The sequence below is a fragment of the Rhizobium sp. BK418 genome, from assembly GCF_004341105.1.
In the GTDB taxonomy this organism is placed as follows: domain Bacteria; phylum Pseudomonadota; class Alphaproteobacteria; order Rhizobiales; family Rhizobiaceae; genus Rhizobium.
Map to the genome: position 1 here is coordinate 14,989 of NZ_SLZK01000012.1, position 25,284 is coordinate 40,272.

Annotated in this window: 31 protein-coding genes, 2 tRNA genes and 1 pseudogene; 15 read left to right on the forward strand and 19 right to left on the reverse strand. The window is 56.4% G+C overall.

The features are described from left to right. Window positions 1–141: 141 nt before the first annotated feature. From EV281_RS29495 to EV281_RS29515, 5 genes are all read left to right on the forward strand, one after another. Window positions 142–732 (forward strand): type VI secretion system-associated protein TagO, encoded by a 591-nt coding sequence (locus EV281_RS29495; protein WP_132658338.1) that lies wholly within the window; start codon window positions 142–144, stop codon window positions 730–732. After that, entirely contained in the window at window positions 726–1,319 is a 594-nt protein-coding gene (locus EV281_RS29500) for a hypothetical protein (protein WP_132658340.1), read from the forward strand. The genes EV281_RS29495 and EV281_RS29500 overlap by 7 nt, the downstream gene beginning before the upstream one ends. 161 nt (window positions 1,320–1,480) lie before the next feature. Next, a complete protein-coding gene (locus EV281_RS29505; RefSeq protein ID WP_132658341.1) occupies window positions 1,481–2,095 on the forward strand; it encodes a hypothetical protein in 615 nt (204 codons plus the stop codon). Between the two features lie 97 nt (window positions 2,096–2,192). Further along, the gene (locus tag EV281_RS29510) at window positions 2,193–3,314 is read left to right on the forward strand and encodes a TIR domain-containing protein (protein WP_132658343.1); all 1,122 of its coding nucleotides are present in this window, start codon (window positions 2,193–2,195) and stop codon (window positions 3,312–3,314) included. Window positions 3,315–3,363: 49 nt separating this feature from the next. Then, complete coding sequence (locus EV281_RS29515; RefSeq protein ID WP_132658345.1) at window positions 3,364–4,071, forward strand: hypothetical protein; 708 nt, start codon at window positions 3,364–3,366, stop codon at window positions 4,069–4,071. Between the two features lie 16 nt (window positions 4,072–4,087). Here EV281_RS29515 and EV281_RS29520 read toward each other — a convergent pair whose 3' ends face one another. Further along, window positions 4,088–4,750, reverse strand: a complete 663-nt coding sequence (locus tag EV281_RS29520) for a hypothetical protein (protein WP_132658347.1) — start codon at window positions 4,748–4,750, stop codon at window positions 4,088–4,090. A gap of 178 nt (window positions 4,751–4,928) precedes the next feature. On the opposite strand from EV281_RS29520, the gene EV281_RS29525 reads away from it, so the two are divergent. From EV281_RS29525 to EV281_RS29535, 3 genes are read left to right on the forward strand one after another with little or no spacing between them, the layout of a single operon-like run. Continuing rightward, window positions 4,929–6,575, forward strand: coding sequence for a phage portal protein (locus EV281_RS29525; protein WP_132658349.1), 1,647 nt, complete (start codon window positions 4,929–4,931; stop codon window positions 6,573–6,575). Beyond that, a complete protein-coding gene (locus tag EV281_RS29530) occupies window positions 6,575–7,822 on the forward strand; it encodes a S49 family peptidase (protein ID WP_132658351.1) in 1,248 nt (415 codons plus the stop codon). The genes EV281_RS29525 and EV281_RS29530 overlap by 1 nt, the downstream gene beginning before the upstream one ends. An 11-nt stretch (window positions 7,823–7,833) precedes the next feature. Beyond that, entirely contained in the window at window positions 7,834–9,144 is a 1,311-nt protein-coding gene (locus EV281_RS29535) for an SGNH/GDSL hydrolase family protein (RefSeq protein ID WP_132658353.1), read from the forward strand. A gap of 4 nt (window positions 9,145–9,148) precedes the next feature. On the opposite strand, the gene EV281_RS29540 is transcribed toward EV281_RS29535, so the two are convergent. From EV281_RS29540 to EV281_RS31355, 5 genes are all read right to left on the reverse strand, one after another. Then, window positions 9,149–9,475, reverse strand: coding sequence for a hypothetical protein (locus tag EV281_RS29540; protein ID WP_132658355.1), 327 nt, complete (start codon window positions 9,473–9,475; stop codon window positions 9,149–9,151). 300 nt (window positions 9,476–9,775) lie between these two features. Next, on the reverse strand, window positions 9,776–10,078 hold the full coding sequence (locus tag EV281_RS29545) for a hypothetical protein (RefSeq protein WP_132658357.1): 303 nt from the start codon (window positions 10,076–10,078) through the stop codon (window positions 9,776–9,778). A 588-nt stretch (window positions 10,079–10,666) separates the two neighbouring features. Continuing rightward, window positions 10,667–11,041 carry a hypothetical protein gene (locus tag EV281_RS29550; protein ID WP_132658359.1) on the reverse strand — a complete coding sequence of 125 codons (375 nt, stop codon included), beginning with the start codon at window positions 11,039–11,041 and terminating at the stop codon, window positions 10,667–10,669. Window positions 11,042–11,138: 97 nt separating this feature from the next. Beyond that, window positions 11,139–11,393: a hypothetical protein gene (locus EV281_RS29555; protein ID WP_132658360.1), complete on the reverse strand. Its 255-nt coding sequence runs from the start codon at window positions 11,391–11,393 to the stop codon at window positions 11,139–11,141. A gap of 338 nt (window positions 11,394–11,731) precedes the next feature. Then, window positions 11,732–11,911, reverse strand: a complete 180-nt coding sequence (locus EV281_RS31355; protein ID WP_165911996.1) for a hypothetical protein — start codon at window positions 11,909–11,911, stop codon at window positions 11,732–11,734. A 247-nt stretch (window positions 11,912–12,158) separates the two neighbouring features. Between EV281_RS31355 and EV281_RS31360 the strand changes: the two genes are divergently transcribed. Both EV281_RS31360 and EV281_RS29560 read left to right on the forward strand, forming a co-directional pair. Next, window positions 12,159–12,326 carry a hypothetical protein gene (locus EV281_RS31360; protein WP_165911994.1) on the forward strand — a complete coding sequence of 56 codons (168 nt, stop codon included), beginning with the start codon at window positions 12,159–12,161 and terminating at the stop codon, window positions 12,324–12,326. 33 nt (window positions 12,327–12,359) lie between these two features. Next, window positions 12,360–12,680, forward strand: a complete 321-nt coding sequence (locus tag EV281_RS29560; RefSeq protein WP_132658462.1) for a hypothetical protein — start codon at window positions 12,360–12,362, stop codon at window positions 12,678–12,680. A 272-nt stretch (window positions 12,681–12,952) separates the two neighbouring features. On the opposite strand, the gene EV281_RS29565 is transcribed toward EV281_RS29560, so the two are convergent. The 4 genes and pseudogenes from EV281_RS29565 to EV281_RS29585 all read right to left on the reverse strand — a co-directional run bounded on the left by EV281_RS29565 (window position 12,953) and on the right by EV281_RS29585 (window position 14,716). Continuing rightward, window positions 12,953–13,552 carry a hypothetical protein gene (locus EV281_RS29565; RefSeq protein ID WP_132658362.1) on the reverse strand — a complete coding sequence of 200 codons (600 nt, stop codon included), beginning with the start codon at window positions 13,550–13,552 and terminating at the stop codon, window positions 12,953–12,955. 61 nt (window positions 13,553–13,613) lie between these two features. Further along, window positions 13,614–13,887 (reverse strand): annotated as a pseudogene (locus EV281_RS29570) (CopG family transcriptional regulator). Window positions 13,888–14,390: 503 nt separating this feature from the next. Then, window positions 14,391–14,480: transfer RNA gene (locus EV281_RS29580), tRNA-Thr, on the reverse strand. Window positions 14,481–14,640: 160 nt separating this feature from the next. After that, window positions 14,641–14,716 (reverse strand) — tRNA-Val (locus EV281_RS29585). Between the two features lie 159 nt (window positions 14,717–14,875). On the opposite strand from EV281_RS29585, the gene EV281_RS29590 reads away from it, so the two are divergent. Next, entirely contained in the window at window positions 14,876–15,490 is a 615-nt protein-coding gene (locus EV281_RS29590) for a class I SAM-dependent methyltransferase (protein WP_132658366.1), read from the forward strand. A gap of 14 nt (window positions 15,491–15,504) precedes the next feature. Here EV281_RS29590 and EV281_RS29595 read toward each other — a convergent pair whose 3' ends face one another. Next, entirely contained in the window at window positions 15,505–16,530 is a 1,026-nt protein-coding gene (locus EV281_RS29595; protein WP_132658463.1) for an NAD-dependent epimerase/dehydratase family protein, read from the reverse strand. Between the two features lie 329 nt (window positions 16,531–16,859). Between EV281_RS29595 and EV281_RS29600 the strand changes: the two genes are divergently transcribed. Continuing rightward, window positions 16,860–17,321 carry a hypothetical protein gene (locus EV281_RS29600; RefSeq protein ID WP_165911997.1) on the forward strand — a complete coding sequence of 154 codons (462 nt, stop codon included), beginning with the start codon at window positions 16,860–16,862 and terminating at the stop codon, window positions 17,319–17,321. Window positions 17,322–17,424: 103 nt separating this feature from the next. On the opposite strand, the gene EV281_RS31945 is transcribed toward EV281_RS29600, so the two are convergent. Together EV281_RS31945 and EV281_RS29605 are read right to left on the reverse strand one after the other, a co-directional pair. Next, the gene (locus EV281_RS31945) at window positions 17,425–17,592 is read right to left on the reverse strand and encodes a hypothetical protein (protein ID WP_245508404.1); all 168 of its coding nucleotides are present in this window, start codon (window positions 17,590–17,592) and stop codon (window positions 17,425–17,427) included. Next, the gene (locus EV281_RS29605; protein ID WP_245508405.1) at window positions 17,577–17,990 is read right to left on the reverse strand and encodes a hypothetical protein; all 414 of its coding nucleotides are present in this window, start codon (window positions 17,988–17,990) and stop codon (window positions 17,577–17,579) included. Before EV281_RS29605 ends, EV281_RS31945 begins: the two co-directional genes overlap by 16 nt. A 300-nt stretch (window positions 17,991–18,290) precedes the next feature. On the opposite strand from EV281_RS29605, the gene EV281_RS29610 reads away from it, so the two are divergent. Further along, window positions 18,291–18,503: a hypothetical protein gene (locus EV281_RS29610; protein ID WP_132658369.1), complete on the forward strand. Its 213-nt coding sequence runs from the start codon at window positions 18,291–18,293 to the stop codon at window positions 18,501–18,503. Window positions 18,504–18,892: 389 nt separating this feature from the next. Here the strand turns inward: EV281_RS29610 and EV281_RS29615 are convergent, their stop codons facing one another. From EV281_RS29615 to EV281_RS29635, 5 genes are all read right to left on the reverse strand, one after another. Then, complete coding sequence (locus EV281_RS29615; protein WP_132658371.1) at window positions 18,893–19,078, reverse strand: twin-arginine translocase TatA/TatE family subunit; 186 nt, start codon at window positions 19,076–19,078, stop codon at window positions 18,893–18,895. 339 nt (window positions 19,079–19,417) lie between these two features. Further along, window positions 19,418–19,828, reverse strand: coding sequence for a hypothetical protein (locus EV281_RS29620; protein WP_245508406.1), 411 nt, complete (start codon window positions 19,826–19,828; stop codon window positions 19,418–19,420). A 2-nt stretch (window positions 19,829–19,830) separates the two neighbouring features. Beyond that, a complete protein-coding gene (locus EV281_RS29625) occupies window positions 19,831–20,748 on the reverse strand; it encodes a U32 family peptidase (protein ID WP_132658374.1) in 918 nt (305 codons plus the stop codon). A 3-nt stretch (window positions 20,749–20,751) separates the two neighbouring features. Beyond that, on the reverse strand, window positions 20,752–21,729 hold the full coding sequence (locus EV281_RS29630; RefSeq protein ID WP_132658376.1) for a peptidase U32 family protein: 978 nt from the start codon (window positions 21,727–21,729) through the stop codon (window positions 20,752–20,754). Next, window positions 21,720–22,226 (reverse strand): SCP2 sterol-binding domain-containing protein, encoded by a 507-nt coding sequence (locus EV281_RS29635; RefSeq protein WP_132658378.1) that lies wholly within the window; start codon window positions 22,224–22,226, stop codon window positions 21,720–21,722. Before EV281_RS29635 ends, EV281_RS29630 begins: the two co-directional genes overlap by 10 nt. A gap of 101 nt (window positions 22,227–22,327) precedes the next feature. Between EV281_RS29635 and EV281_RS29640 the strand changes: the two genes are divergently transcribed. Both EV281_RS29640 and EV281_RS29645 read left to right on the forward strand, forming a co-directional pair. After that, a complete protein-coding gene (locus EV281_RS29640) occupies window positions 22,328–23,836 on the forward strand; it encodes a UbiD family decarboxylase (protein WP_132658380.1) in 1,509 nt (502 codons plus the stop codon). Continuing rightward, on the forward strand, window positions 23,820–24,458 hold the full coding sequence (locus EV281_RS29645) for a UbiX family flavin prenyltransferase (protein WP_132658382.1): 639 nt from the start codon (window positions 23,820–23,822) through the stop codon (window positions 24,456–24,458). The genes EV281_RS29640 and EV281_RS29645 overlap by 17 nt, the downstream gene beginning before the upstream one ends. On the opposite strand, the gene EV281_RS29650 is transcribed toward EV281_RS29645, so the two are convergent. Further along, complete coding sequence (locus EV281_RS29650) at window positions 24,413–25,093, reverse strand: NnrU family protein (RefSeq protein WP_132658383.1); 681 nt, start codon at window positions 25,091–25,093, stop codon at window positions 24,413–24,415. The genes EV281_RS29645 and EV281_RS29650 overlap by 46 nt on opposite strands. Window positions 25,094–25,284: the final 191 nt, after the last annotated feature.

A 25,284-nucleotide genomic window follows, 5' to 3' on the forward strand; every position in this document is an offset into this window, starting at 1 on the left:
CTGGAAGAATGAGGCATACAATCTACGCGTGGGGGAATCGCGATCTTGTTGTCTCATCTCGGTTGCAGATTATTTCGAGAACGTATCACCGAACGACCAAAGGCTAAGAGCCCAATAGCACTGTCATTATGTGCCGGCGCAATGATCTTTGTCGCCGGTTCCTCCGCGGTACACGCTGAGAAATCTCCACAAGAGTGCGCTGCACTCGCCGAGGGAGATAAGCGGCTCCTTTGCTACGACGAGATCTTCAAAGGTAAAGAGGCGGCGGAAACGCCCCCACCTGTTAACAGCAAGTGGCAGTTGTCGACCACCAAATCCGAGATGGATGACAGCGCGACGCAGGTGCTTACGCTGATGTCAGACGACAGCTTCGCGGGAAAATTTGGCGGCACGCAACGAGCGACGATGATCCTTCGATGTGACGAACATGTCACCTCCTTGTATTTCATAATGGGCGACATGTTTCTGGCCGAGATAGAGGGATATGGCGTGATCACCTACCGCGTGGACGACAAGAAGGCGGCCAAAAAATCGTTAGATGTTTCGACCGACAATCAGGCCTTGGGACTCTGGTCCGGCGGTTCGGCAATACCGTTTGCCAAACAGCTCTTCGGCGGCAAGAAGCTCGTTATTCGTGTGACGCCCTACAATGAGTCTGCGATCACGACGACATTCGATATCACCGATATTGAGAATGCTGCCAAGCCAGTTCGCGAGGAATGCAAATGGTGAAGGTAGGTTTGCTGTTTTGCGGCACATTCCTCGGCCTGAGTGTGGCGGCATTTGCGGCCGATGGTGAGAGCTGCGGTCAAAACTATTGGCCAGGAACGCTACCGGAGCACGCCGTCGACTCGGTAAGCGCGAGTCATTTGCAGTCTTTCCTGGATACGGCGCCGATAATCGACGGCATCAAATTTCAAGTTACCCGAAAGGGAAGCGAGCTTTGGCTGGACGTCGTAAGCTACCCAGGTGACGTGACCGCGCTTGCTTCAATCAGGACGATTTTTATTATTGGTCGAGTGGTGAAGCCGGAATACAGCAAACTGGTCCTCGCTGATAAAACCGAGGGCGAATTCCAAATCTCCTATCGTGATCTCCATGCCATCGGCTGCCAATTCGTGTGGGGAGTCCAGGGGCGAGGGCAAAACCCGATCGCGTTGAATCGAGATCTGACCGATGCGCTGCGTTACTATCCAAGTGGACAACGAGTTGCGCCAGCGTTTACAGGCTCACTGCTCGGCGACTCGAGCATCATGCTGAATACTCTCAATAACGTTGTGTATCCGCAATGGCTCTTCAAAACAGTGGAAATTAAATAGAGAGATCGACCTGGGTCGCGGTCAAGAAATCTGGAATCCGAATGTTGAAAAGCGCCAATACCAAGACGTCAATAACTCTATCGACAATTATCGAGTTTTGCGCTTGGCTTTCGATTGTCACGATCGTCAGCGGGTACATTTGGATTAATGTGATTTTGTACATGGCCGACATCACTGCGCCGCTGTACTTCACAATCTCGGATTACGTCGCTCACGGTGCTTCCCCAGGCGTGCTTTTTCTGGCGATACCGTTTGCCGGAAATCTCACCCATGCCCTTCAATTCGAGGGAGACGAGCCGAAAGGCTTGAATCATGCGATCGGCATCAGCATCGTTTCTGCAGCGATAATTTTGCTGGTGCTCATTTTGATAGCCGGTGCGACGTATTTCTCGACACCTACCCATCGCATACAACCGCTCGGAATTCTCCGTTCGTTCTCTGGGCTGTTTGTGTTCCTCGGACTCGTTTTCGTCTCACACGTTTTGGTGCCGATACGCTTCAATCTCGTGTCGGTGGCTCTAGTGTGCGCCGCCGCCATTTGGCTTTACACCGGAACGATAGCGGCGTCTTACGTAGATCGATTCAATAAACCCATCCCACCGGATTCGGTTCAAGCCAACTTCCTGTTCGATGGGGCTGAATTTTCGTTGAGCTCTTGGTATCCGCTTTTGGCGACTGATCGTTACTATATCTTCATGGATCGTAACACGCGCCTGCCGGTCGTGATGGATGCCGGCGCCCTCAAGCGTGTCAACTATCTTCCTCGGGTGCCATAGACGTGGCTGAACATGCGGATCCTGGAAACAACGCGCTTACAAGATCTTGGCCGCCTGCTCGAAGTGACAGCAGCATTTTACAAAAGTCGGAATTCATATGGAAAATATCGAAGAACTCCATAGCTTGAGCGAGAAGTTTGAGGCGGTCACGACGTTTCCTAACAGCGAGATTGAGCTTCGAAAGCTTGATGCTTTGATAAAGGCGGCAGAGGACATCGGCGTGTCCTTTTCGGGCTCTTGGCTCGGCTATCATTCCAACATTTACTATGCTGGATTCAAAGAGCCACGTCCCGGAGACCATTTTAGTCAGGAATGGGGCTTTAAGAGTCCTTTCGGCTCCAGGAGGTCGGATAGTTGGCAGGAGTACTCGCCGAAAGTTGTTTCCGATGCCGTCCGGGAAAAGGCGGGCTCTCCAGATCTAACAAAGTTGCAGGATGCGGAAAGGGATGCCGCGCGAGGGTTCGACGAGCTTTCTGCGACATTGATATCTATTCTTCACCAGGAGAGAGACAACGATCCTTCTGACAAGTTTATTGCGAAGTTGCTGGAAGATGCTGAACGTCTGCACTTGTTCTCTCCTGCCCAAGTCGCCAATAAATGGGCTCCTAAGGGGCAGATAATGACTAGAGACACCACGGCTATCGGGCAGGGGACTATCGCTCCGCCGCACATGCTCGTGCGAGCTGAGGCTGTGTCGATTGAGCATACGTTCGACACTTGCAAGGCAGCAGCAGCTATTGCCAAAAAGGCAGCATCGCATATCGAGAGGCGCGAACGCAGATCGCGCAGGGAGAGCAGAGTGGGTACGGACGTTTTCATTGGTCATGGTCGTTCGCTGCTTTGGCGCGAGCTCAAGGATTTCGTCTCCGATCGCCTGCGACTTCCATGGAACGAGTTCAATCGGATTCCTGTCGCAGGAATGACGAACATCGGACGTCTCTCAGAAATGCTCGAAAGCGCGGCGATTGCATTGATCATCATGACGGCCGAGGACGAACTGGCTGATGGCGAGGTGCAGGCTAGGATGAACGTGATTCATGAGGTCGGCCTATTCCAGGGAAGACTCGGCTTTTCAAAGGCCATTGTGCTCGTTGAAGATGGATGCAAAATGTTTTCGAATATTGACGGATTAGGGCAAATTCGGTTTCCGAAAGGCAACATCAAAGCGGCATTCGAGGAAGTGCGTGCGGTGATGGAGCGCGAGGGTTTAGTTGACTAGCCTTCCGTCACTCAATGATCCACCGTCGGCAAAAGTCAGAGACGTCGCTATGGCGTTCATCAGTACGATTCCCGTCGTAGCCGGGTTCGCACAGTTAATTACCGCGCAGGTTTGGGAGGATCCCCGCAACGCTGCAATGAGGCAGTTTGCCGAGGCCCTGGCCGAACGCGTAATTGACCTCGAAAAGAAGGTTGATATCGATGTCGAAGAAATATTCAGGCGTCCGGAAACTCAACCGTTGTTGCGACACGCGTTTGACGCCGCAAGCAAGTCTGTTGGCGAGAAGAAGCTTGAGGCACTAAAAAATGCGACCGCGCAAGGGATCTTCGAGAGGGGCTACGCATTCGACTTATCTGTAATGGTGTTCTCCCTGCTGGATCGACTTACCGAGGGTCACCTCAAACTGATGCAGGCACTAATCGACAGGTTTAATCAACATCACCAGTCGGCTTGGCCAAGCAAGTCGTCTCTCTCAATGCATGATGTGCCGACTTTGCCGACAGACGTCGGGATGAGGCACCCACAACGTGTTGTCTTTGGGGATGGCGGCTTTATCGACGATTATCTGGTTCGAATCAACGTAATGATTATCGACGACCTGCTAAACATGGGACTGATAGCAGAGGTTTTGGGCGCACCAACCGGCCCAGTTGGCATGTCTCCCGGCGGACCAACAAATATGCCTGCGACCATCCAGCTGACGGACAAAGGTCGCTTGGTGTTCGAGCACCTCTTTCCCACGGATGAGCTTGATTGATCCGTTTGAGATCGACTCAGTTTGAATTTGCGAGCGCTCTGCGCAGGTCAATGATTGCCGGTGCGTTCAGCAAGAACCAAGCGCTGCCCAAGACCTCTAAGAAGACTGCAGACATACCATCCCCGTTTATACGAAGGACATGACCTACAGAGGTCAGCAATTGATGAATCCTTTCGAATCTCGAAACGTCGCCCTCATAATGAGCGCCTCCGCATTTGTTTGCGACATATCGGATCGAGCTTTCTCGATTGAGTTTGTTGCCTACGACTACGAGGCACGGCTGTTGCCAGAAATTTCTTATCTTCATGTCTATTAAGGTAAAGATTTCTGGAGACTCCGCCATGTGCCTTTCGAATTGAGCTCGATGTGGGCTTTGCGAGCCAGGTTCTCTAAAGGTGTAGTGTGCTGGGACTTTTTGACCGCGGATATTGTAGTTACCGCAGGCAAAGAACAGTGCTTGATCAAGCGGCACCTTCTTTAAATCCGGCGCGGGCACCAGAAGTGATAAACGGTTCTCTCGAGCGTGTATAGGCAATGCATCAATCAAAAACCGTAATGCGAGACTAGCGTAGATTGCTTCCCCCGGCCCCACATTGGGGCGGGAAAGGAGCTCGTCCAGAAGGTCTAAATGAATTCGGACTGTTTCCGCTCGGCTTATCAGCACGTCAGTTTCGGTCATCTATTTGCTCGCAAGGAAGTTTGGATTCTGAAGTTATTTTCACAGATCTACATGGGCCGGTCCGTTAAACCAACAACCTGACATTCAACAAAAAGTTGAATGAAATTCAGTCATTCAACATAGGATTGTCAATCGCTTCCTGACGGGCATAATAGGCGCTCTCTAGTGATCGAGCCCTATGTCAGCAATTTTTGATTCCGAAAGCGCCGAACTCCTTGGTCTTAGCGTCAAAGCTATGGCCTCCGATGCCTACGACGGCGCGGGTGATGAACTGGCGATAGCAGGTGAAGCCTACGACGGTGCCTCCCGCTTCTCGAAAGAGCTCGCCTCCTACAGCCCTGCTGTCCGCTCGGCCGATGCCGACATGCTTCCGGCGAAGCAGATGGCTGATGCCCGCACGCGTGACACCACCCGCAATGACGCCTATGTCGCTGGCGGTGCCACCCTGCGCAAGGACAATATCGTCGGCTCATATTTTATGCCGAATGTGAAGCCTGTTTCGACCGTCCTTTTCGGCAAGGAGGACTCGAAATGGGAAGACGAGTTTCAGGAGGAGGTCGAGGAGAAGTTCGGTCTGTGGGCCGAGTCGCTCGACAACTGGCCGGACGCTGCGCGCCAGAACACTTTGACCGGCTTGGTCCGAATGTTCGTCGACACCCATACCGTTTACGGAGAAGGGCTCGCTTCAGTTGAATGGTTGCGCGATCAGCCGCGCATGTTCAGCACCGCGATCCAGATGATCGACACCGATCGCCTGTCGACGCCTCCTGAGTTCATGGGCGACCCTATGGTTCGCGGTGGCATCCGTCGGAATCAGTATGGTGCGCCTCAGACCTACTACATCCGCAAGGCACATCCGAGTGACTGGATGTCTCCCGACTCCTACACTTGGAAGCCGGTCGATATCCGCAAGCCGTGGGGTCGCCTGCAGATGATCCACATCTTCGAGCAGCTTCGGCCGGACCAGAGCCGCGGAATTTCCGCCATGGTCGCCGCGCTCTCGGAAATGAAGATGACGAAGAATTTTCGTCAGATGGTTTTGCAGCAGGCGGTCATGTATGCCAGCTATGCCGCGACGATCGAGTCCGAGTTGCCGACCGAAGCCATCTTTGCGCAGCTCGGTGGCACCGACATGACGCCTGAAACCATTCAGGCCGCGCTCAACGGTTACATGGGTGGTCATTACGCCACGCTCGAGCAGTTCATGGCCGGTGCCAAGAACCTGCACGTCAACGGTCTGAAGATCCCGCATCTGCCGCCCGGCACGAAGTTCAAGATGCAGGCACCGGGGCAGGGCGGTCCACTTGGCAGTGAGTTCGAGCAATCGCTCCTTCGCCATATCGCTGCTGCGCTCGGTGTCTCCTATGAGCAGTTGTCGAAGGACTACAGCAAGACGAACTACTCGTCGGCCCGTGCTGCGATGACCGAGACCTACAAGGCCATGCTGTCGATCAAGCGCATGGTCGCCGATCGCTTCGCGTCGAGCATTTACACACTTTGGCTTGAAGAAGCCCTCAACAAGGGTGAGATCACGTCCATTCGGCGCAACATGCCGAGCTTCTACGAGAAGCAGTTCAAGGATGCCTACACCGCCTGCGATTGGGTTGGTGCGAGCCGCGGTCAGGTGGACGAGCTGAAGGAAACGCAGGCCGCGATCCTGCGCATCAACAACGGTCTGTCCGATCTCGAAACCGAGAACGCCCGCCTTGGTGCTGATTGGCGCAAGCGCATGCGTCAGATGAAGCGCGAGATGGAGTGGAAGGACTTCTACAAGATCCTTCAGAACCCGACCGACTCCACCAATCAGCAGAAGAAGGCCGCCTGATGACGGATACGAACGCTTTGCTCGCGACCTTCCATGACACGCCGGCCATGGTGAACGCCGGCATGCAAGCCATGTTCAAGGCCTTTCTCCAAACGGCGCAAGTCACCCTTGCCCGGATCGAGGCGCCGGCATGCAAGATCGCGATGCAGGATGATTTTTGGCCGGCGCCGGACAGCTGGTTGGCAGCCTATCGGCCTTATGTCGTGAAAGGCGGGATTCTGATGATTCCCGTCAAAGGCGTGCTCCTGTTCGGTGTCGGCTACGCGATTGGCGACTACGCTACTGGCTATGTCTATATCGCGAAGGCGCTTGAGCGCGGCCTAGCGGATCCCAACGTCAAAGGCATCGCCCTCATTGTCGACTCTCCTGGTGGCCACGTCGCTGGGAACTTCGATCTGGCTGACAAGATCTTTGCTGCTCGAAGCCAGAAACCCATTCACGCCTTTGCCGCGGAGAACGCTTATTCGGCCGCCTATTCCATCGCATCAGCGTGCAAGACGGTAACAGTCGCCAGGACGGGTGGTGTCGGGTCGATCGGCGTCGTGACTGTTCATTTGGACGTCAGTGCTGCCATCGGTGATGCTGGCCTGAAGGTCACTTTCATCCACTATGGCAGGCACAAAGTCGACGGCAATGCCTATGAGGCGCTGCCGGCCGATGTCAGAGACCGGATCCAGGCTCGCATCGATGGGCTCGGTGAACTGTTCGTGTCCACGGTGGCGCGGAATAGGGCGATCGATGCTCAAGCGGTTCGGGACACTGAAGCGCTTACATATTCGGCCGACGAGGCAATCACGCTTAACTTGGCCGACAAGGTAGGCGCGTTCGACGACGCCTTGGCAGACTTTGCCTCGTATCTCACCACATCAGAGGAAGAGACCATGATCGCGAGAACCTTCGCGGCGCCGAGCGTGTCTGCGCCAAGAGAAGAACCATTATCGAAAGCCGAGCGAGCTTTGCGGGCCGCCGGCTATCCGCCTCGAGGTCCTGCATCGGAACGCGCATCCTCTATGTTCGAAGGTGGCCGACTTCGAGACGGATCACCAGGCGCGACGTCTTCTGCCGAGAGACAACATAACCAACCGATGTCGAAGGCAGAACGCGCGCTCCTGGCTGCGGGATATCCACCTCGGGCGTCAGTTGGGGGGAAGTCAGCTTCTTCGGTTCTCACCACATCAACGCCGGCTCAATCGATGTCGAAGGTCGAGCGCGCTCTTCAAGAGTTCAATCCCCCCACATCTAATTGAAAGTCCGTTTCATGGCGCCAGTAAGTATCAGTCGCATTGGAATCGGAATCGACGTTCGCCGCACCTATAAGAAGGGCGGTGGGGTGGTCGTCCCGACCAATTTTCAGGTAGTGACCACATACAATGGCCTTGCCAGTGTCAAATATCCGGGCACGACAGGCGGCAGAACCGATGTGCAGCTTCAAATGCGGTCGGGTCACTATCTTGGCGCCGCCGGTGTCAAACGTTGGAAGATCGGGCAAGGAGCGTACGTCGCGCCGCAGAACAACAATAACGGTGATCAAGCGGTCGGAAATAGCTTCAACTATGAGGCTGCACTTGAGCGGGTCACTGGCGGCGCGCTGAATTCTCACGCGCAGTTTTCCGGCGTCAACACCGTGACTGTGGCAGACAATGCTGCCCTCGTCCTCAGCGACGAATTCGCACTCGATGTCGTGGGCGATGATGAGATCTTCTCTCGCCAAGGCATCATCGTCGGAGCTGCAACGCAGAATTTCCCACAGAGCGTCCGGTCTGGTCAGGATGGCACACGCGTGCTTTCGCCCGCAACCGCAAGCCAGATAGGCGGCACTGGTGCGCTCACCACACCCGGCGGCGGTACGACGACCAGCGTCGCAGCATGGCCGCTCGTTCTCGGCGTTCCAGACAAGCCCCAGATGGCGGTTCTCGTAATCGGCCACAGCATTGCAGAAGGCCAGGGCGAGACCAGCGTTCCGAACGGCACGTCAAATTCTGGTCCCTATCGCCGTGCGTTCTGGAATGTTGATGGTCACCATATTCCCTTCGACTTCCACGCTGTTTCAGGCCGAAGCTTCGCTGGCTACACCCCGACCACGTCTCCAAACACCAGAAGCAGATGGCCGTATTGCACCCACGCCATCATCGACCTAGCCCGCAACTCAATGGGCTTAGGCATCGCCGGGCTGAAGGCCGCGACGGTGGACCTGATCAACGAGTTGAGGGCAACGATTGGCCCTTACGGCAAGCGATTACATATTTCGGTAACGTGCCCTATTCCTTCCACGGCTTCGAGCAACTGGATCGACGCTGCAAGTCAAAATCCAAACGCCGGCTTTGAAAATGGCGGCACGCGCGACCAATATGTCGCTTGGATTAAAGGCTTTTGCGACGGTCTTATCGACGACTACATCGATTATTCGTCAGTGGTCGAAGATCCTGCCGACCATACGAAATTTCTCACTAATGGAACTGCCAACTGGCCGACGACGGACGGGACGCATCCGACTTCGAATCTCTATGGCCCAATGAGCGGGGTCGTAGCCGACTGGGTGCGGCGGCAGGTGCCAATCCCTGCGTTCTGATAGTCTATGCAATGGGTCGTTTGGTGCCGAAGAGCTTGCCGAAAACAGTCATCGCTGCATGCAGGAAGGAAGCCGCGATAGTTGGCTTTTTGACCAGCGGGGGCAACCCCATCTTGAGGCGCGATTTCGGCGTCAGGAGGACGGTGTCTCGCATCGTCCAGCCATCGCCAAGGCGCACTTCAACCAAGCCAAGCTCGGACGCCTGCCAGACGATAGGGTCTTCAGATAGGCCGATACTGACGATTTCGCCCTCGTTGTCGGTAAGGACGCGCAGCAGCTCGTCGGTGTCTTTGAATGGATGTGGAATAAACTCTTCTGCGCCCGCGCCCATCGGCCTGCCCCCAAGCGTGTACCTTAACCCATGGGAACGGATAGCAGGTTGCAATATTCGCGTAAATCTAGCCGCGCCTCGGTTGCAGGAAAAATGTCGTTCGTTCCTAACCCCACCGCCCCATCATCAAAGGATGGGCACCGGAACTCAGCAGCCCATCCTGGGCGTCTTGAACGATTACGCCGCTTTGCAGCCCGAAGAAGGCGAGGATTGGGAAAGCTGGTTATCACGCCACCTTCGAAACCTCGCCCGTGAGCGCATCCGCGCCGCCCTCGCCACCGCAACCTCCGGAGGCCGAGGTCAGTGAACGCGAGGTCTACTAATCGGGGTTGTACCTCCCACCGATTCTCGATGCACGCCGCGGAAATGTATAACGTTCGGCTGCATCCCCGGTCTGTCGAAGTTCCGGTACAGAGCGTCAGCAAGTTGAGCCGGCTGTCGCAAGCCTTCGCGGAAGAGCCTGATTATGAGCTTGGCCGCAATATTGAGTTCAACCTCCGGGTTCCCCGATATGGTGCCTGTATAGCCGCAGGCAACAAGAACCTCGTTAAGCATCTTCAGGTCTTTTTCTTTGAGATTGGTCGTGTCGATCTTGGAAGACATGTCGTCCTCCTTTGGTCAGGGCGAAGCGCAAGGCCTCAATCGGCAGCGCCCGTTCCATGGCTACCGAGAACGTCAGCGTGCGCTCAATCGTGGAGCATGGCAAGTGAATTCATGGAGGATAAATCTCGTCTCTCTCGCCTATCTCGAAAATGGCGCGGGCCACACCTCCAACAGCTATAATGCGTGCCCCACCGCCGCCAGCGTCATGCGGCAGCACAGATATGCCGGCATCACGGCAAGCAGAAACGAACGCCTTTCGCGCCATGTCAGCGCCTGCCTGCGTTCCCAGTGCTTCTTTGCAGGCCGTGCCCTCCGCGCATCGGGCCCTATATCTTTGATACCGGAGCAGACCACCGCACACCGGATGCGCGACGCATGAGGTGTAGCAATGTATGAAGATGGCATGATAATAGTCTGGGATCAGGTCTCGCGAGGAGTGGCTATCGTCTTTCGAGGTAAGTCTCACTTTATGGAAGGGCCTTTCCCGGATAGAAAGACCGGGATACATGCTGCAGAACTGTACTGTACCCGATTGGGGTGGCTCGACAAAAAGGCCAAATAAGTTCCAGTAACTTCCCCTCATCATCATTATTTGAGCGAGAAGGAATACGCGCACGGTCTGTTTGCTTGCCAAGCGGGACGAGTTTGAGAAAAAGAGAGAACATAAACTTCGCCGATCGAAGCTTCGTCCGAGAATTCGATCGGAGCGTTCTCTGGGCTGGGCTGGACGTCTCTAAGTGCTCCCTTCTGAAGCGTATAGTGGCAGGATGGATCGATTATTACGGAAAATAGCACTGTTCTCGATGTGCTTGTGGTGATTTTGTAGGAACGGCTAGTCCCCAACGCCCGCCCGGCCACATCGATGTGGTTTTCGAGTTGAAAGGTTTCGAGTGGTTCGGCAAGCGCGCTGATCGGCTGGCCGGCGAGTATCGCGACCAACAGTATTCGAATGGATTTCGACATGATGTCCCCCGAAAAGACACCCTGCGCACATGTTCAAAATTATAGCGAGGGAAATCTCCAGGTCCGTCGCCATATCATCTGAATGGCGCTAGGCGGCCTAGCGAAAAGCCTGAATGCGCAACAGGTAATCCATAGCGCGACGTCTGCGGTCATAAATCCTCGCCAGGAGCGCATTATCCGATTGCGCTGAAAAACAGTTGACCCGATGCTCTCCGATAACCGCCATCTGGCAGGCGAGCTGTTGGGTTATCTTGTCGACCCTGGTTTCGGCAAACCTCAAATCTTTCTTCTGAGAGCGTTGATTTTTTGTCCGTTTGATTGGCCGGAAAGCCTGCTGGCTACGGTCATTCATTTGAATACCTCTCTTTGTGCCATGAAATAGCGTTGGGTTCGCGGTGGCTCCAGGGCATTCGCTGTCTGAACAGGATCACTGACGCAGCACGCGCGCTCAGATCATAGGTATGGCAACAACGAGAACGCCGATTAGGGCGGCCATAAGCACTGATGTCTCGATGAGAAAGACCGTGATTTGCCTTCCAGTGAGTCCTGGAAAATAATGCTGCATGCTTTTTCCTCCTTAAAAAATTATTCTACATAGGCACCATATCATCGTTTCGCACCAAATATTTTTTTATTTTCATAAATCCTAAAATATTTCACATCTCGTCTGCCAACAGGTTTTGGATGCAGTCAAGGCCGGAATTCCAACTCACGGACGATGATGAGGAAACGTCCCGATCGGCTGCAATATCCATCGAACTTTATCGCCAGGGCGTTCACGATGTCGATCGGCTGAAAGTTCTGGTCTTTGCCGGCAAGGTCTTCCGACGTCAGGGCTTTGTCGCGCTCGCTTATCTGACGTGCGCTCATTGGCTCCTCCGATCATCGAATATCCACACGACATGTGGACTGGGAGCACTCTTTTCTAACGGTAGGCGGAGGCCCGATCCCTCGTGCTGATCGGGCCTCCCCATAACCACCTCGTCAGGGCTGAGCGTGGCGGCGGGCTGAGTACGCCTCTGTGCCTTTATCGTCAATCACCCGGGCCGCTCGCTGTGCGGCTTTTTCATTCGCACTGCCTTATCGCATAACCGCATAAATACGAGGAACGTCACCCATGGATCCGACCGCCACGCCAGCCAGCCGCTTTAACGAGTTGCCGACAGAAACACAGGAATTCCTGTCCACCTCAGCGGGGTTTTTCTTTTGGTTCAGCGAAAGACTGCGGGCGCTGGCGCTGTTTAATGGAAGGTGCATCCGTTCATCGGAGGTTAATCCTCGTTAACCCAGAATCGTACCCCCGAAAGGATGACCGATGATGAAGAAGCTTTTTTCCGCACTCGCAACCATGGTCCTGGCTGCATCTTTCGCCTTGCCGCTAAACGCCATGCCGATCGTCGTGCAGAAATCAGTGCCTATGCACACCGCCGACGTCGAGCAGGTCAAAAACAAAGGGCGTGGGCATGGATATGCGTATGGCCACTGGAAGAACCGGCGGTACGCTTACCGCGACTGCAGGTATTACGACTCGTGCTACCGCTACCGTCCGCGGTATTACGGCTATCCGCGGTACGGCTATCGCGACTATTACCCCTATCATCGCGGGTCAGGTGCAACCGTTTACTTCAATTTTCGGTAGCGCCACGGACACCAACCCTGGCTTCCCGCCACAAGCGCGCCCGTCAGCTCACCAGCTGGCGGGTTTTTGATGCGACCCGCGTGATCCCAAGGTTTCACGCCATTTGTATTTCGGTTGATATTCGTGACGCATGTTTTCAGCTGGCGCCGGAACTTCAATCTTCAGCACAAGTTGGGTGTCGGGCCGTGCGGCTGGGGGAGTAGACCCTGACCCCCACTAAAGTCGGCTGTGCGGTCCACCAGCTTCCGTGCCGACAACCGGATCAAGACCAATCAGTTGCCCCAGCCAATTTCAAATCGATCAAATCGAACCTCGTTCATCGGTTGGTTGGAGGGGGTGAGCCTTACCGAACGAAGAACGAGACGAAGCTCAGGGGAATAATATTGTTCGAAAATTATCGGAGGCAATCCGGTCAATTCCAGACGGCTATTGATGATCCAAACTTTGTACGAACAAAATGCAATAGTTTCCTCTCCCCAGCCGTCGAACCTAATTGAAGTAGTACCCGAAACGGACTCTTTGCCATTGAGGAAAAGCGTAGTGTCGGATTGCCAATTCTTCTTCTGTGGTAGATCGTCCAACGAAATCGCATTCGCGTATTTCAGTTCTTGCGTGGTGACGCCCACTCTCTTTTCGACGAGCAACGGATGCAGATATACAGCCGACACCGGCTGTAGCGAATGGTTTCGCTCCATCAGTCGTTGTTCGGTGAGGCCTGGACCGTTCGGCTTGTAGAATACGGAATAGAAAGGCACTTCTCTGGTCAGCAGCACGCCCTGTTTGGTTTCATTGGCGGTTAAGCAATTGCTAAATGCTGGCGCTGCCAATGTTATTCCAACCAGTAGCGACAAACTTCTTAACAAGATCGACATTCCTGATACCCATCATCCAAATCCGCTACCATGGTGCTCGGGCGAAACAACTCCATCTTGGTCAAGCGGTCCCATCCACTTCGCCGTCTTCGTCCAGATCATGAACCGGCAGATAGGTGTTCTTCTCCATCCACTCCCGGACGATGTACCTGATCATGTCATTGCGGGTCACGCCGAACTCGCCGACCAAAGTCGCGCAAGGCTTCTTCAATGTCATCGTCGAAGGCGATCGATCCGGAATTGCGTAACAGCAGCGCGGCACGACGCAGCATAATCTGTAGATCCAAGCGTTCGACGGTTACGGGTTTCGGTTCTCGCGTGAAAGCTGGCTTCATGATGACAACGGAACAATAACCTAAATTTAACGAGCCTCAGACGTAGACATCACTCTCTTTGAAAGGCGTGAACTCGCCCATTCATCCAAGTCGGCTACGCTGTAGAGTGGTATTCGACCGCTATACTGCATGGCAGGGCCGCCACCAATTGTTGCCAAATTGGCGAGGGTTGAGACCGCAACATCAATCCCATGAGCTGAAGCGAGATAGGCGGGAACGTCCTTGCGCCGAAGACGCGGGCGAGGTGATGTACCGACCGCAGCGTTTTGAGTTATCGAATCCATTTCCTGATACCTCATCTCTGGGAAAAGGAAGCCGCCACGGCCTCCCATGATTCATCGTCCGCCCATTTTGAGCTGTCAGGAACGACAAGGGAACACGCTGCACGGATTCTGCACGGATTTTCTGCGCAATTCGCGTTCTGTTCTGCGTTTTCGTGCTGTTTTAAGCGACGGGAGAAAGCGGGCGAACTACGCTAAGGTTCTGATCTTTTTAGAGAAAACTGGTGCTGCCGAGTGGGATTGAACCACCGACCTCACCCTTACCAAGGGTGTGCTCTCGAATCATGTCTAAATGCCGCCTGGGCTGGCAGCCTCGCGATTCTGTTAAGTTCAAAAGGTGAGGGGCACGTTTCAGGTTTCCCTTTAAAATCAAGGGGTGATTTGGGCGGGTGGGTGAGGGGATTGTCAGGGGCACGAGTGTCTGCAACCCATTGAAATAAAATAATAAAGGATGATCTTTGATTGGAAATCATGGTGGGCGATGAGAGACTCGAACTCCCGACATCCTCGGTGTAAACGAGGCGCTCTACCAACTGAGCTAATCGCCCGCGATGCTCTGTGTCATCGTTCGGTGCAGCGTCTCTAGCGATATTGAGAAAGAACCGCAAGCCTCTTTTTGAAATTCTGAACAATTTGCATGTACATGCCGCTCTTCCCCACGGTGGCCATTCTCTGTAGAGGTGCGTCTACGAGAATAAGGAGCGAAAATGACGACGCGAGAGCAGCGGTTGGCCCTTCGGCAGAGCACACCCCGGACCTTTTTGGATGATATTCACACGGAACATGCCAGGTTGCTGCCTGACCGCGGCAAGCTTCTAGGCAATCTGCCAAAAGGTGGGGTCGTCGCCGAATTGGGTGTTGCAGAAGGAGCCTTTAGTGAGGAAATCCTGAAGCTTAACCAGCCGCAGCAGCTCTACCTCATCGATCCCTGGAATATGGACCGCTATTCAGAGGGACTCGAAATCATCAATGGTAAATTCGGTTCGGAGATCGCCGCGGGTCGCGTGGTCATCCGTCAGGGCACTTCGCTCGATATGCTGTCCCAGTTCGACGATGGCACCTTCGACTGGATCTATATCGATACCGATCATTCCTTCGCGCTCACCTGGCAGGAGCTCATGCTCGCAGATTGCAAGGTGAAACGGGATGGCAGGATTGCAGGCCATGATTTCTGCACGGGGAACACGGTCAAGCCTGTCGTCTATGGAGTTGTCGAGGCTGTCAACAAATTCTGTGTCGACTATGGCTGGCGCTTCGAATTTCTGACACTCGAGCCGGACGCCCACTTTTCCTATTGCCTCAAGCGTATTGGCGAATCGTAACTGCCAACGGTTTGTTACATATCGATCGTGCCGAGTTCCTGCTTGGCTTCCAGATACCACCCGACGAAAGCCTTGGTGCCGGTTTCGAGCGGTGTATTTGGCTGGTAGCCTGTCAGGGCACGGAGAAGATCGGGACTTGCGAAGGTCCGGGGCACGTCGCCCTGCTGCATAGGAAGCATGATGCGCTTTGCTTCATGTCCCATCGCATTCTCCACATTTTCGACGAAGTCCATGAGGCTGATCGGTTGGCCGCCGCCGATATTGACGATGCGGAAGGGCGCCTGATGCGAAAGCGTTTCGATATTTTTGTCGGCAACGCGATTGGCTTCCGAGGGAATAACGCCTGATAACCTGACCACTGCTTCGACCAGGTCGTCAATATAGGTGAAATCGCGACTCATATTGCCTTCACCGTAGATCTCGATCGGCCTGTCCTCGATCATGTTCTTGACGAACTTGAAGAGCGCCATGTCGGGTCGGCCCCACGGGCCGTAGACGGTGAAGAAACGGAACGCCGTCGTCGGGATCTTGTAGAGATGAGAATAGCAGTGCGCCATCAGCTCCATCGATTTCTTGCTGGCGGCATAGAAGCTCAGGGGCTCGTCGGCACGATCGGTTTCGCGGAAGGGGACAGTCGGATTGGCGCCGTAGATCGAGGAAGTCGAGGCAAGCATGAGATGGCGCAGCTCGATGCGGCTTGCCAGCTCTAGGATGTTCCATGAACCCTCGATGTTCGAACGCAGATAGGCCTGCGGATTTTCGATGCTATAGCGAACTCCGGCTTGTGCGGCGAGATGAATAAGAACATCCGGCTTTGCAGTTGAAATGGCGGTATCCAGCGCGGCCTTATCTTCCAGCATGGCGATGACGGGACGGAAGGAAGGATATTGCGCCAGCGCTGCGTGACGCATCTCCTTCAGTCTGACATTATAATAGGGTGTCAATCCATCGAAACCGGTTACTTCATGCCCATCCTGCAACAGCCGACGAGCCAGATGGAAGCCAATGAAACCTGCTGTTCCCGTAACGAAGTAGCGCATTTCTACCTTTTCTCGGATCTCCTTGCCGATAGCAAAGTAACCGAATCCATATTTGATCGTTCCCCTTACCGGATAGGCATTCCCTAGATCAACAATGATCGTCGATTCACCGGTAAGACATCGCAGGGGAAGGAGTTGATGCAACACGTTCTTCCCTTTGCACCGAGACACTATATTTTGGTATCCCCACACACGTCGACCTGAGGAAGAGCATGCGTGTCGACCATTGCGAAAATTGTACCAAAACGGGATCTGACGCGGCCGGCTCACCCGGCGGCACGAAGCAGCAGATCATTACATTCCGGAACGCCTGGCATCATCTGAGGTGCATGGCGTTCGGCGCGATCATTGTCGCTACACCATCTTCGAGTTCGCCGGCATTTGCCGCCAATGTTCTTGAACGAGCGATCGCGGCCACGCAGCCCTGCAAGCCGTTGAAGATCAAGCAGCCGGTTTTGGGTGTGAAGGTTGAATTGGGCATCGACAAGCTCGACTTCGTTAAAATCGACACGATCGAGATCAAGGTGAACGGGGATCTGGCCGACGCAAGCGCCGTTGGTACACTTGCGTGCAAGACATCGGAAGATGCTCCTCTCCAGGGAGGCTTTTCGGCAAGGGCTCGAATTCAGCTGCAGGCAAATCTCGCCACCTGCGTGATGGGTGGAAGTTCGGTCGATATCATCGAGACAGGGGGAGAGTTCGGCGACGTTGTGGCGGCGTTCGAACCCGAGATTTCGGCTGCCCTTCGCAGGAGCGTGGAGAAAGCGCTAAAGAAGCTTTGCGCGAGCTGAAAGCGGAGGGGCACGAAATGGGGCGATCGGTCTGCAAGCCAGCAGTTCGATGCTGGTTCGTGCCTCATCGATACGCATTCGCGCGTGAAAATCTCACGCAGGCTCAGGTCCAGAATGCGCTGATGGCAAGGGTCAGCGAGAAGGCAACCAGCACTGCGCAACCGCAATGGCGTGCAAGAGGCGGCATCTGCGCCCGGCGTCCGACAAGCAGACCGCCGAGGCCAAGCGAGATCACCGATGTCACCGTCACGCAGGCTATGAATGCCACCATCGCGGCGGGCACTCTGCCTGGACGGCGGGCATAAGGGTGAGGCCAATGATGATGGCCTTGGGATTGAGCGGAGTGGTGATGAAAAGCTGACCGATACCGAGCGCATTCGCGCCAGTTGCCGGCGCCAGGCCCCAGAGCTTCAGTGCAAGATAGAGAACCCAGATCGCCGAAATCAGCTTGATGACGACGGCGACGGCCGGACGTCCTTCAAGCAGCGGAGCGGCGATGCTCGACACCGGAATGATGATTGCGAGATAGCGGAGCACGACCGCCGCGACGAGCGACAGGGACCGCCTGACGGTCAGCGCCGTCGACGCCAGGGCCAAAGCCGCATTGGTCGGCCCTGGAAGGACCGGCAGCGAGAAGGCGGCGATCACGAATGTCGGCAGGTTCATCATGTCCGCTCCTAGCAATTCTCCGCCACCCTTCTCACGAATCCCGACGGATTATTTGATCTGTGTCATGTCAAGCAGCGTGTCTGGCCGAACAGATCATGACGGAGAGCGATGGCCATAGGGGCGCGGTTCAGCCGCGATCTCCCATTCAGTTGCCTTCGTGAATTCCGCACAGATTGAGATTTATCAAGGACGAGCAAGAATAGGGCCGATAGCAACGACATCGCTTATTCGTCTGTCGCGGAGGGACGTCGCATCGTTGTAGCGATGTGGAATCCATCTCGAAAAGCTCTCGGTGCAGTCATGCTTCTGAAAAATCTCGATCCACCCACCGCCAGACGCGTTCTGCGCGTCTATGATGCTATTGCAGACGCAACATGGTTCAATCGCAACCGTGCTACGGAATGGGAACTGCTGAAACTCGTGCTTCGTCATGTCGCGCGTGATCAGGACGAGGACTATCTCCAGAAACTATGCATCCGTGACGCGCTAGAGCGTTTCCGCCGGAGCGCGTAGCCCTGTCGACAGGTCGCTTCGGTTGGGGAGTGGGTGCCACGGTCCGGCCGATACCGTGCCATGTCCATAGCGGTTCTGCCTGCGAACGGCTGCGGCGCCAGCGTCTCACGTCGGTTGCGGTGACGGCCAGGGTCTGGGCGTTGCTCGGCCCGCGTTCGGCATAGGCGAGGGCGATCTCGCAAAAACAATCCAGAAACTGGAAAAGCCGCGCCTCATTTGCACGCGGGGGCGAGGCCACGCTCAACAGCGATCGTCTCGTAACGATCGCTGTCCGCATTTGGCCGGCAATTAGAAGGCCGATGCGACCGCATTTTTCTGCGTCGTCGAACCGGGCCGAGATGATTGAATAATCCATTCTGTCCCCTCTGGACGTTCAGCCACGGTCCAGATCAGGACCCAACTGTATTCGTGCCGTCCCTGTCCTTCTTGCTGGTGGCTTCGTCATCGATGCCTTTCTTGAAGGCGCGGATCCCCTGCGCGACATCACCCATCAGTTCGGGGATCTTGCCACGTCCGAACAAGATGACGACGATGGCGAGGACGATCAGCCAATGCCAGGCACTAAAGCTTCCCATTTCAACTACTCCTTGAAACGTCACAAGCTTAGACCTTCCTGCTCGGCCGTGATTGATCTGGCGCAAACGCAAATGTTGTTGATGAAATCGGCGTGACAAATGTCGCGCATCATGACTGCCAAGCACGTGAACCTCACAGTTATCGATGCCCGCCCGCGTCCCCATTGATGCGCCAATGTCGCCGAGGGGACCGCTCGTCGGCAGTTGAATCCGGCATAAAGATCGGCCGCGTCTGCAGGAGACACAGTTCGAGTGCTGCGCGCGAGTCGCTGCCGGCCGAATCAACACAGCCGATGTACTCAAGCACGTCGATGTGCCGATTCCAGCGGCTCTCTGTCCTCATGATGCAATCTCCCCGGGTTCTCTTGCCGGAAAATTCTGCCGGATGCCAAGCATGTCACGGCGATTGGCGACGAAGGCCCTCAGAAGTTGGGAGCCCATCTTTGCCTGCTTTGCCACATCGTCGAAAATCAGAGCTGCCTCCTCGATCTCGCCAATTTCGGAGGCGGGTCCGAACAGCTCGAGCTCCTTGAGAAGCTCAAGCAGCGTGCCGACCTTGGTTCGCTGGTGCAACGCCGACATGAACAGCTCCTGCACGACGGCGGCTCTTTGCTTTGGCACCAGATGCGCCAGCAATTCGCCAATGATGAGAGCGCAGCTGCAATCGGCTTCAGGGTCCTTCGCGAAGGCCTTTATCTGGCGCACGGCAGCAAGGATACCTCTGTCGCCGTCGTTTACCGCTAGCATCATCGTCATTCTCCCAAATCCCTTGCGTTTCTGAGGCGCGCGACCCATTCCGCGCCAGCCTTGCCGTGGTAAAATCCGTTCGATAATGGAATGTCCGGATAGACGTCTCGCAGCCTCGCCAGCGCCTGCGAGGGCTCGATCTCTCCATCCAAGACCTTGCGAAAGGTCCAGGACACTTCGACCATGTCGCAGGTCTGCGGCGACAGCCGAAGTGAATTCACCCCGCAAGCTTTCCATTCGCCGGGGCGTTCAAGCAGGGCCTGACATGTATGCGAGAGTGTCTGGACGCCATTTAAGGCGAGGAAGGGCTGGCCCGATATGGTATTGACCGTGATGCCGTCAGGATCCTCCTGGCAGACGAATTGGCAATTGTCTTTGGTTCGTCCCTTCGAGCGCGCATGAGCGCAGCGCGCGGAGATGGCGAGTGGCATGCGGCCGAAGGCGAAGACCTCGACGTCGAGATTGGGACAGGCAGCAGCGATAGCGGCCACGGATCTGGCCGGTAGCTCCGGTGGCAGGCAGATCGCCGTCGCGCCGTTGCATGCCAGAACACGTGCAGCCGCTGCATTATAGACATTGATGAACGGACCAATTGCGTGCGCCCGGCCCTTCAGCAAATGCAACGCCGAGAGATCATTTGCTTCGACGAGCCGGATACCCTCTTCGGCGAGCGCTCTTTGATAGTTTGTCTCGCGATCGAGCGTAACGAGCGCCAGCGTCGAGAGCCTGACCTCTTTTCCGGCCTCCTCCAGCCGCTCGATGACGAGCGCAAGCTCGGCCTCCATGAAATGCAGGCGTTTCGAGCAGATCGTCTCGCCGATAACGACGACGTCGACAGGCGCTTCGTCGGCGATCTCGAAATAGAAGTCGCGCCATCTGTCGCTCGGCCAGAGATACTGGAGTGGGCCAAGTGTGAGCTTCATCGCCTACCTCCACCGCTTCTCATAGGCGCCATGCGTGGTCTCCAGTCCTTCGCTGAGGGCTTTCAGACGGGCCATCAGAGCCGGTCGTTCGGCGGGTGCAGCTTTCATCGTGGCGCGGAGCGTCGAGACGACCTGCGAAATATAGGCCTTACCGCGTTGCCGTCCCTCGACCTTCAGCGCGGTGACTCCGGCGGCCCGGAGTTCGTCCAGCTGATCCATGACATCAAGCGAGACCGGATCCTCGAAGGCATAGGTCTTGCTCTTGCCGATCTCGAACCGTCCCTTGCAGAGGGTCGGATAGCCGGCCGGTTCCTGCTCGGAAAATCTGTTGATCGTGAAGCCACCCAGCTCCGACACCATGTCACTGCCCTCCTGCCGATAGCGAACATGGCTTGCCGGCGAGCAGACACCGTTCATGTTGGGCGATCTTCCGGTGGCGTAGGAAGAGAGCGAGCAGCGTCCCTCAGCCATGACGCAGAGGCCGCCGAAGACGAAGACCTCAAGCTCGCAAGGCACGCGGCGAGCAATACGGGCGATGTCGGCGACGGTCAGCGTTCGGGGAAGCACGACGCGCGCTGCGCGGAAATTCTCAACCAGATAGGCAAGGGCGTCCGGATTGGAGGCCGAAGCCTGAACGGAAATGTGCAGGCGTTGATGCGGATGACATTCGGCAACATGTGCCATCAACCCGAAATCGGCGACGATGAGCGCGTCGGCTCCGGCGTCGGTTGCCTCTTGTGCCCGGCGATACCAGAGATCCTCTCGACCTGCGGTCATGAATGTGTTCAGCGCCACGAATGTCTTGACGCCTCGAGCGCCGGCATAGGAAACCGCTTCGCGCAGCTCCTGCAGATCAAAATTCAGGCCCGGAAAGTTTCTGGCGTTCGTTTCGTCGCGAAAGCCGCAATAGACTGCATCCGCTCCGGCATTGACGGCTTCTCTGAAGGACGAGGGGGTTCCAGCCGGGCATATCAGTTCCATCTGACACCTTCGGATTTGAGGGCGCGGCGCCGGACGCAGGAGAGCGTCGCGATCACCGGGCGTCGGATCGGCCCCGACATATCTGCGGTCAGTTTCACCAGATCGATGCCGCTGTCGTCGAGCGCATTGCGAAGCGCGAGCACCGCTTCCATATTGCCGGTCACGGTAAGTTTGCGGGCAAAGAAGACGGCATCGCCGTCAAGACGGCCCTCGACGAGCCCCAGCATCAGGAGCAGGGGGCCGCCGATCCTGGCATCCGCTTCCGGCGCGCTTCCGCGCCGGAAGATGCGGATAGTGCCGCCGGCAGGCCGGATCACGAATTCGAAGGCAAGGTCCGAAGGCGCAAAGCCAAAAGATGAATAGCGATAATCCCCGAGCCGGTCGAAGAGCCGGGGGTGGGATTTGAGCACCTGCTGAAACAGCAAGGATGCGGCGCGGGCCGCGATTGGCAACGGCACGATGCCGGCCGCAGCCATCAGGCGGGATGAAACAAACATTGAGGCCTCTTCTCGTGAGAGCAGCACCCTAGGGCCTGGCGCATTCGCCCTGTTTGTTTTGGCTCAAAGACAGGAGCTGTTTCCTCGCCGATTGCATCCCCATGCTAAACAATGCGCCGAAGATCAAACGTCATGCCGACCTGCAATCCTTCATTCGTGAGCTCGAGCGGCGACGGCTGCTTGTGTCGATCGACAAGCCCGTGTCGCTTGTTCACGACCTGACGGCACTGCATCAGCATGTTCTTGAGGACAATGGGCCGGCCCTTCTGATAAGGGCACCGATAGATGCCGAGGGACGGTGCAGCCCCATCCCGGTGCTCGTCAATCTCTTCGGCACCAGGGAGCGCATAGAGCTTGGTTTCGGAGTCGAACAGGGCGGCCTCGGGCGACTGGCGGAGGATCTCGCCGATCTTCGAAACCCCTCTCCGCCGAAATCGCTCGCAGACGCCCTGAGCAAGCTCTCCCTGCTCAAGGCCGCAAGCCTCATGCGGCCGAGGCGACGACGCGCCGCCCTCGCGCAAGCGGTGATCCATCGGGGTGCCGCGATCGATACCGGCATGCTTCCGGTTCAATGGTGCTGGCCCGGCGAACCCGCTCCACTGGTGACCTGGCCGCTGGTGATAACCCGCGATCCCGACGACCCAGACGACGTCAACGTCGGCATCTACCGTACGCAGGTTCGCGACCGCTCCTCGCTGATCGTGCGCTGGCTTTCCAATCGCGGCGGCGCAAGGCACTTCCGCCAATGGCAGCGGCGCGGTCAGGACATGCCCGTCGCGATTGCGATCGGCGCGGACCCTGCGACGCTTCTTGCGGCCGTCATGCCACTGCCGGAAGGCGTCAGCGAACTGAATTTTTCGAGCCTTCTGCGTGGCGCACGCACGCAAGTCGCCAGGGCTCTGACCGTGCCGCTCTACGTGCCGGCCTGCGCCGAGATCATTCTGGAAGGACACGTCTCGATCGATGAAACGGCACCCGAAGGCCCTTTCGGCGATCACACCGGTTATTACAACAGCGTCGAACCCTTTCCGGTCGTTCGGCTGAGCGCTATTACCACGCGTCGCTCGCCAGTCTATCTCTCGACTTATACCGGGCGCCCACCGGACGAGCCGTCCAGGCTCGGGGAGGCGATGACCGAATTGTTCATTCCGATCCTGCGACGGCAATTTCCCGAAATCTGCGATCTCTGGCTGCCGCCGGAGGCTTGCTCCTACCGCACGGCAGTCGTCTCGATCGACAAGCGCTATCCAGGGCAGGCCCGCAGGGTGATGATGGGGCTCTGGTCAATGCTTCCGCAGTTCAACTACACCAAACTGATCATCGTGGTCGATGCCGACATCGATGTGAGGAGCTGGGAGGACATCATGTGGGCCGTGTCCACGCGGTTCGATGCCTCCCGCGACCTCACGGTCGTCGAAAACACGCCGATCGACTACCTCGATTTTGCGTCACCTCGAGCGGGTCTCGGAGCGAAGATGGGCCTCGACGCCAGCAGAAAGATTGGACCGGAAAGCGACCGCGAATGGGGTCGCGAGCTGCGCATGCCGTCAGACATTGCCGCGCGCGCCGCAACGACATGGGAAAGGATCAAACGTGATATCGTTTCATGAGCGGCGTGACGTCGTGCTGGCGGTGACTGGGGCCTCCGGTGCGGCGATCGGCCTTGCCGTCCTCGACCTCTTGTGCAGGCTTAGCTTGCGGGTGCATCTCGTCGTCTCGCAAAGCGGCAAGCGGACTCTTTTGCACGAGGTTGGGGCCGACGCTCATGACCAGATGCTGCCCAAGGCTTACAGAAGCTATGACAATTCAGATATCGGCGCGACGATTGCCAGCGGCTCGTTTCCTGTCGCAGGAATGATCGTCGCGCCCTGCTCGATGAACACGTTGGCGGCAATTTCAACCGGCCTTTCCTCCAGCCTCGTGGCGCGCGCTGCCGATGTTCAGCTCAAGGAGCGGCGACGGCTCGTGCTGATAACGCGAGAAACGCCCCTGCATCTCGGACATCTGCGCAACATGACATCAGTGACGGAGATGGGCGGGATCGTCATGCCGCCGGCCCCAGCCTTTTATAATCGACCGCAGTCGGTCCAGGACGTCGTGGATCATCTTGCTCGCCGCGCAGTCGATCTCCTAGGCTTGCCGATCGCGCCGCAGTCAAGCGCCTGGTCCGGCGAGACGGACTTCAATCAGCCGAAAACGGAAATCGGGTCAGCGCCGAAGAGCATGGCGTGACCCCCTGCGAGAAGTAGCCAGGCGACCAGCGCACTCGTGGCCACTGCCGCTGCCACGAGCGCTGCGTCCGATTTAGGCCGGACACCGGAAACAAATGCCACCAAAGGCCAGATAGAAGTCTGCGCGGCGTGGATGTCCCAATCATTGCCGAGATACTTCCTCGCGCGGCGCTCAGCCATAGGAATGCCGGCAAGCGCGAAAAGCCCGAGACCTCCGAACAACAGGAGTGAGCGCAAGTCGCCGTTGGCGATGACATGGCCGAGCGCCCAAAGAGCAAATCCCCATTGCACGGGGTGTCGGGTGATCCGCACGACCGCGTCAGCTAGTTCCGTTGAACGGATCGATATGGATAAGGGATTTGCGCTCATCAGACCGGCAAGCACGAGAAAACATCCGACAGGCGCGAGCACGAAGGTCACCGCTGCATGCCAGGGGCGAAGCTCCCACAAGGGGATGTAATCAAGGGCAAGGGCTGCGGAGAAGAGCCAGACCAGTGCCGCCAGCGAAGCAATTGAATAGGCCGTGATGTAAACCCGCTTGCCGATCGATCCGATGATACGCAGGCGAATATTCGGGATCGCCGGGATCGAATGCAGCATGAGAAAGACGGTAAATGCGCTGAGAAACTGGATCATCTGGTTTCCTTCCCGTGTCGAAGGCGATGTATCGATCACGGCCCGCTGCAACGTTGACCAAAGTCAAACAATGGCGACTGTTGACCAGATCTCGGTCGCCCGACGGCCTGCACACGCCTGCCCGGCGCTAAACCGCGCATCTTTGCGCCAGCGCAAAGAGAAGGGCGATTGCGCTGTTAAACGTGACGGCA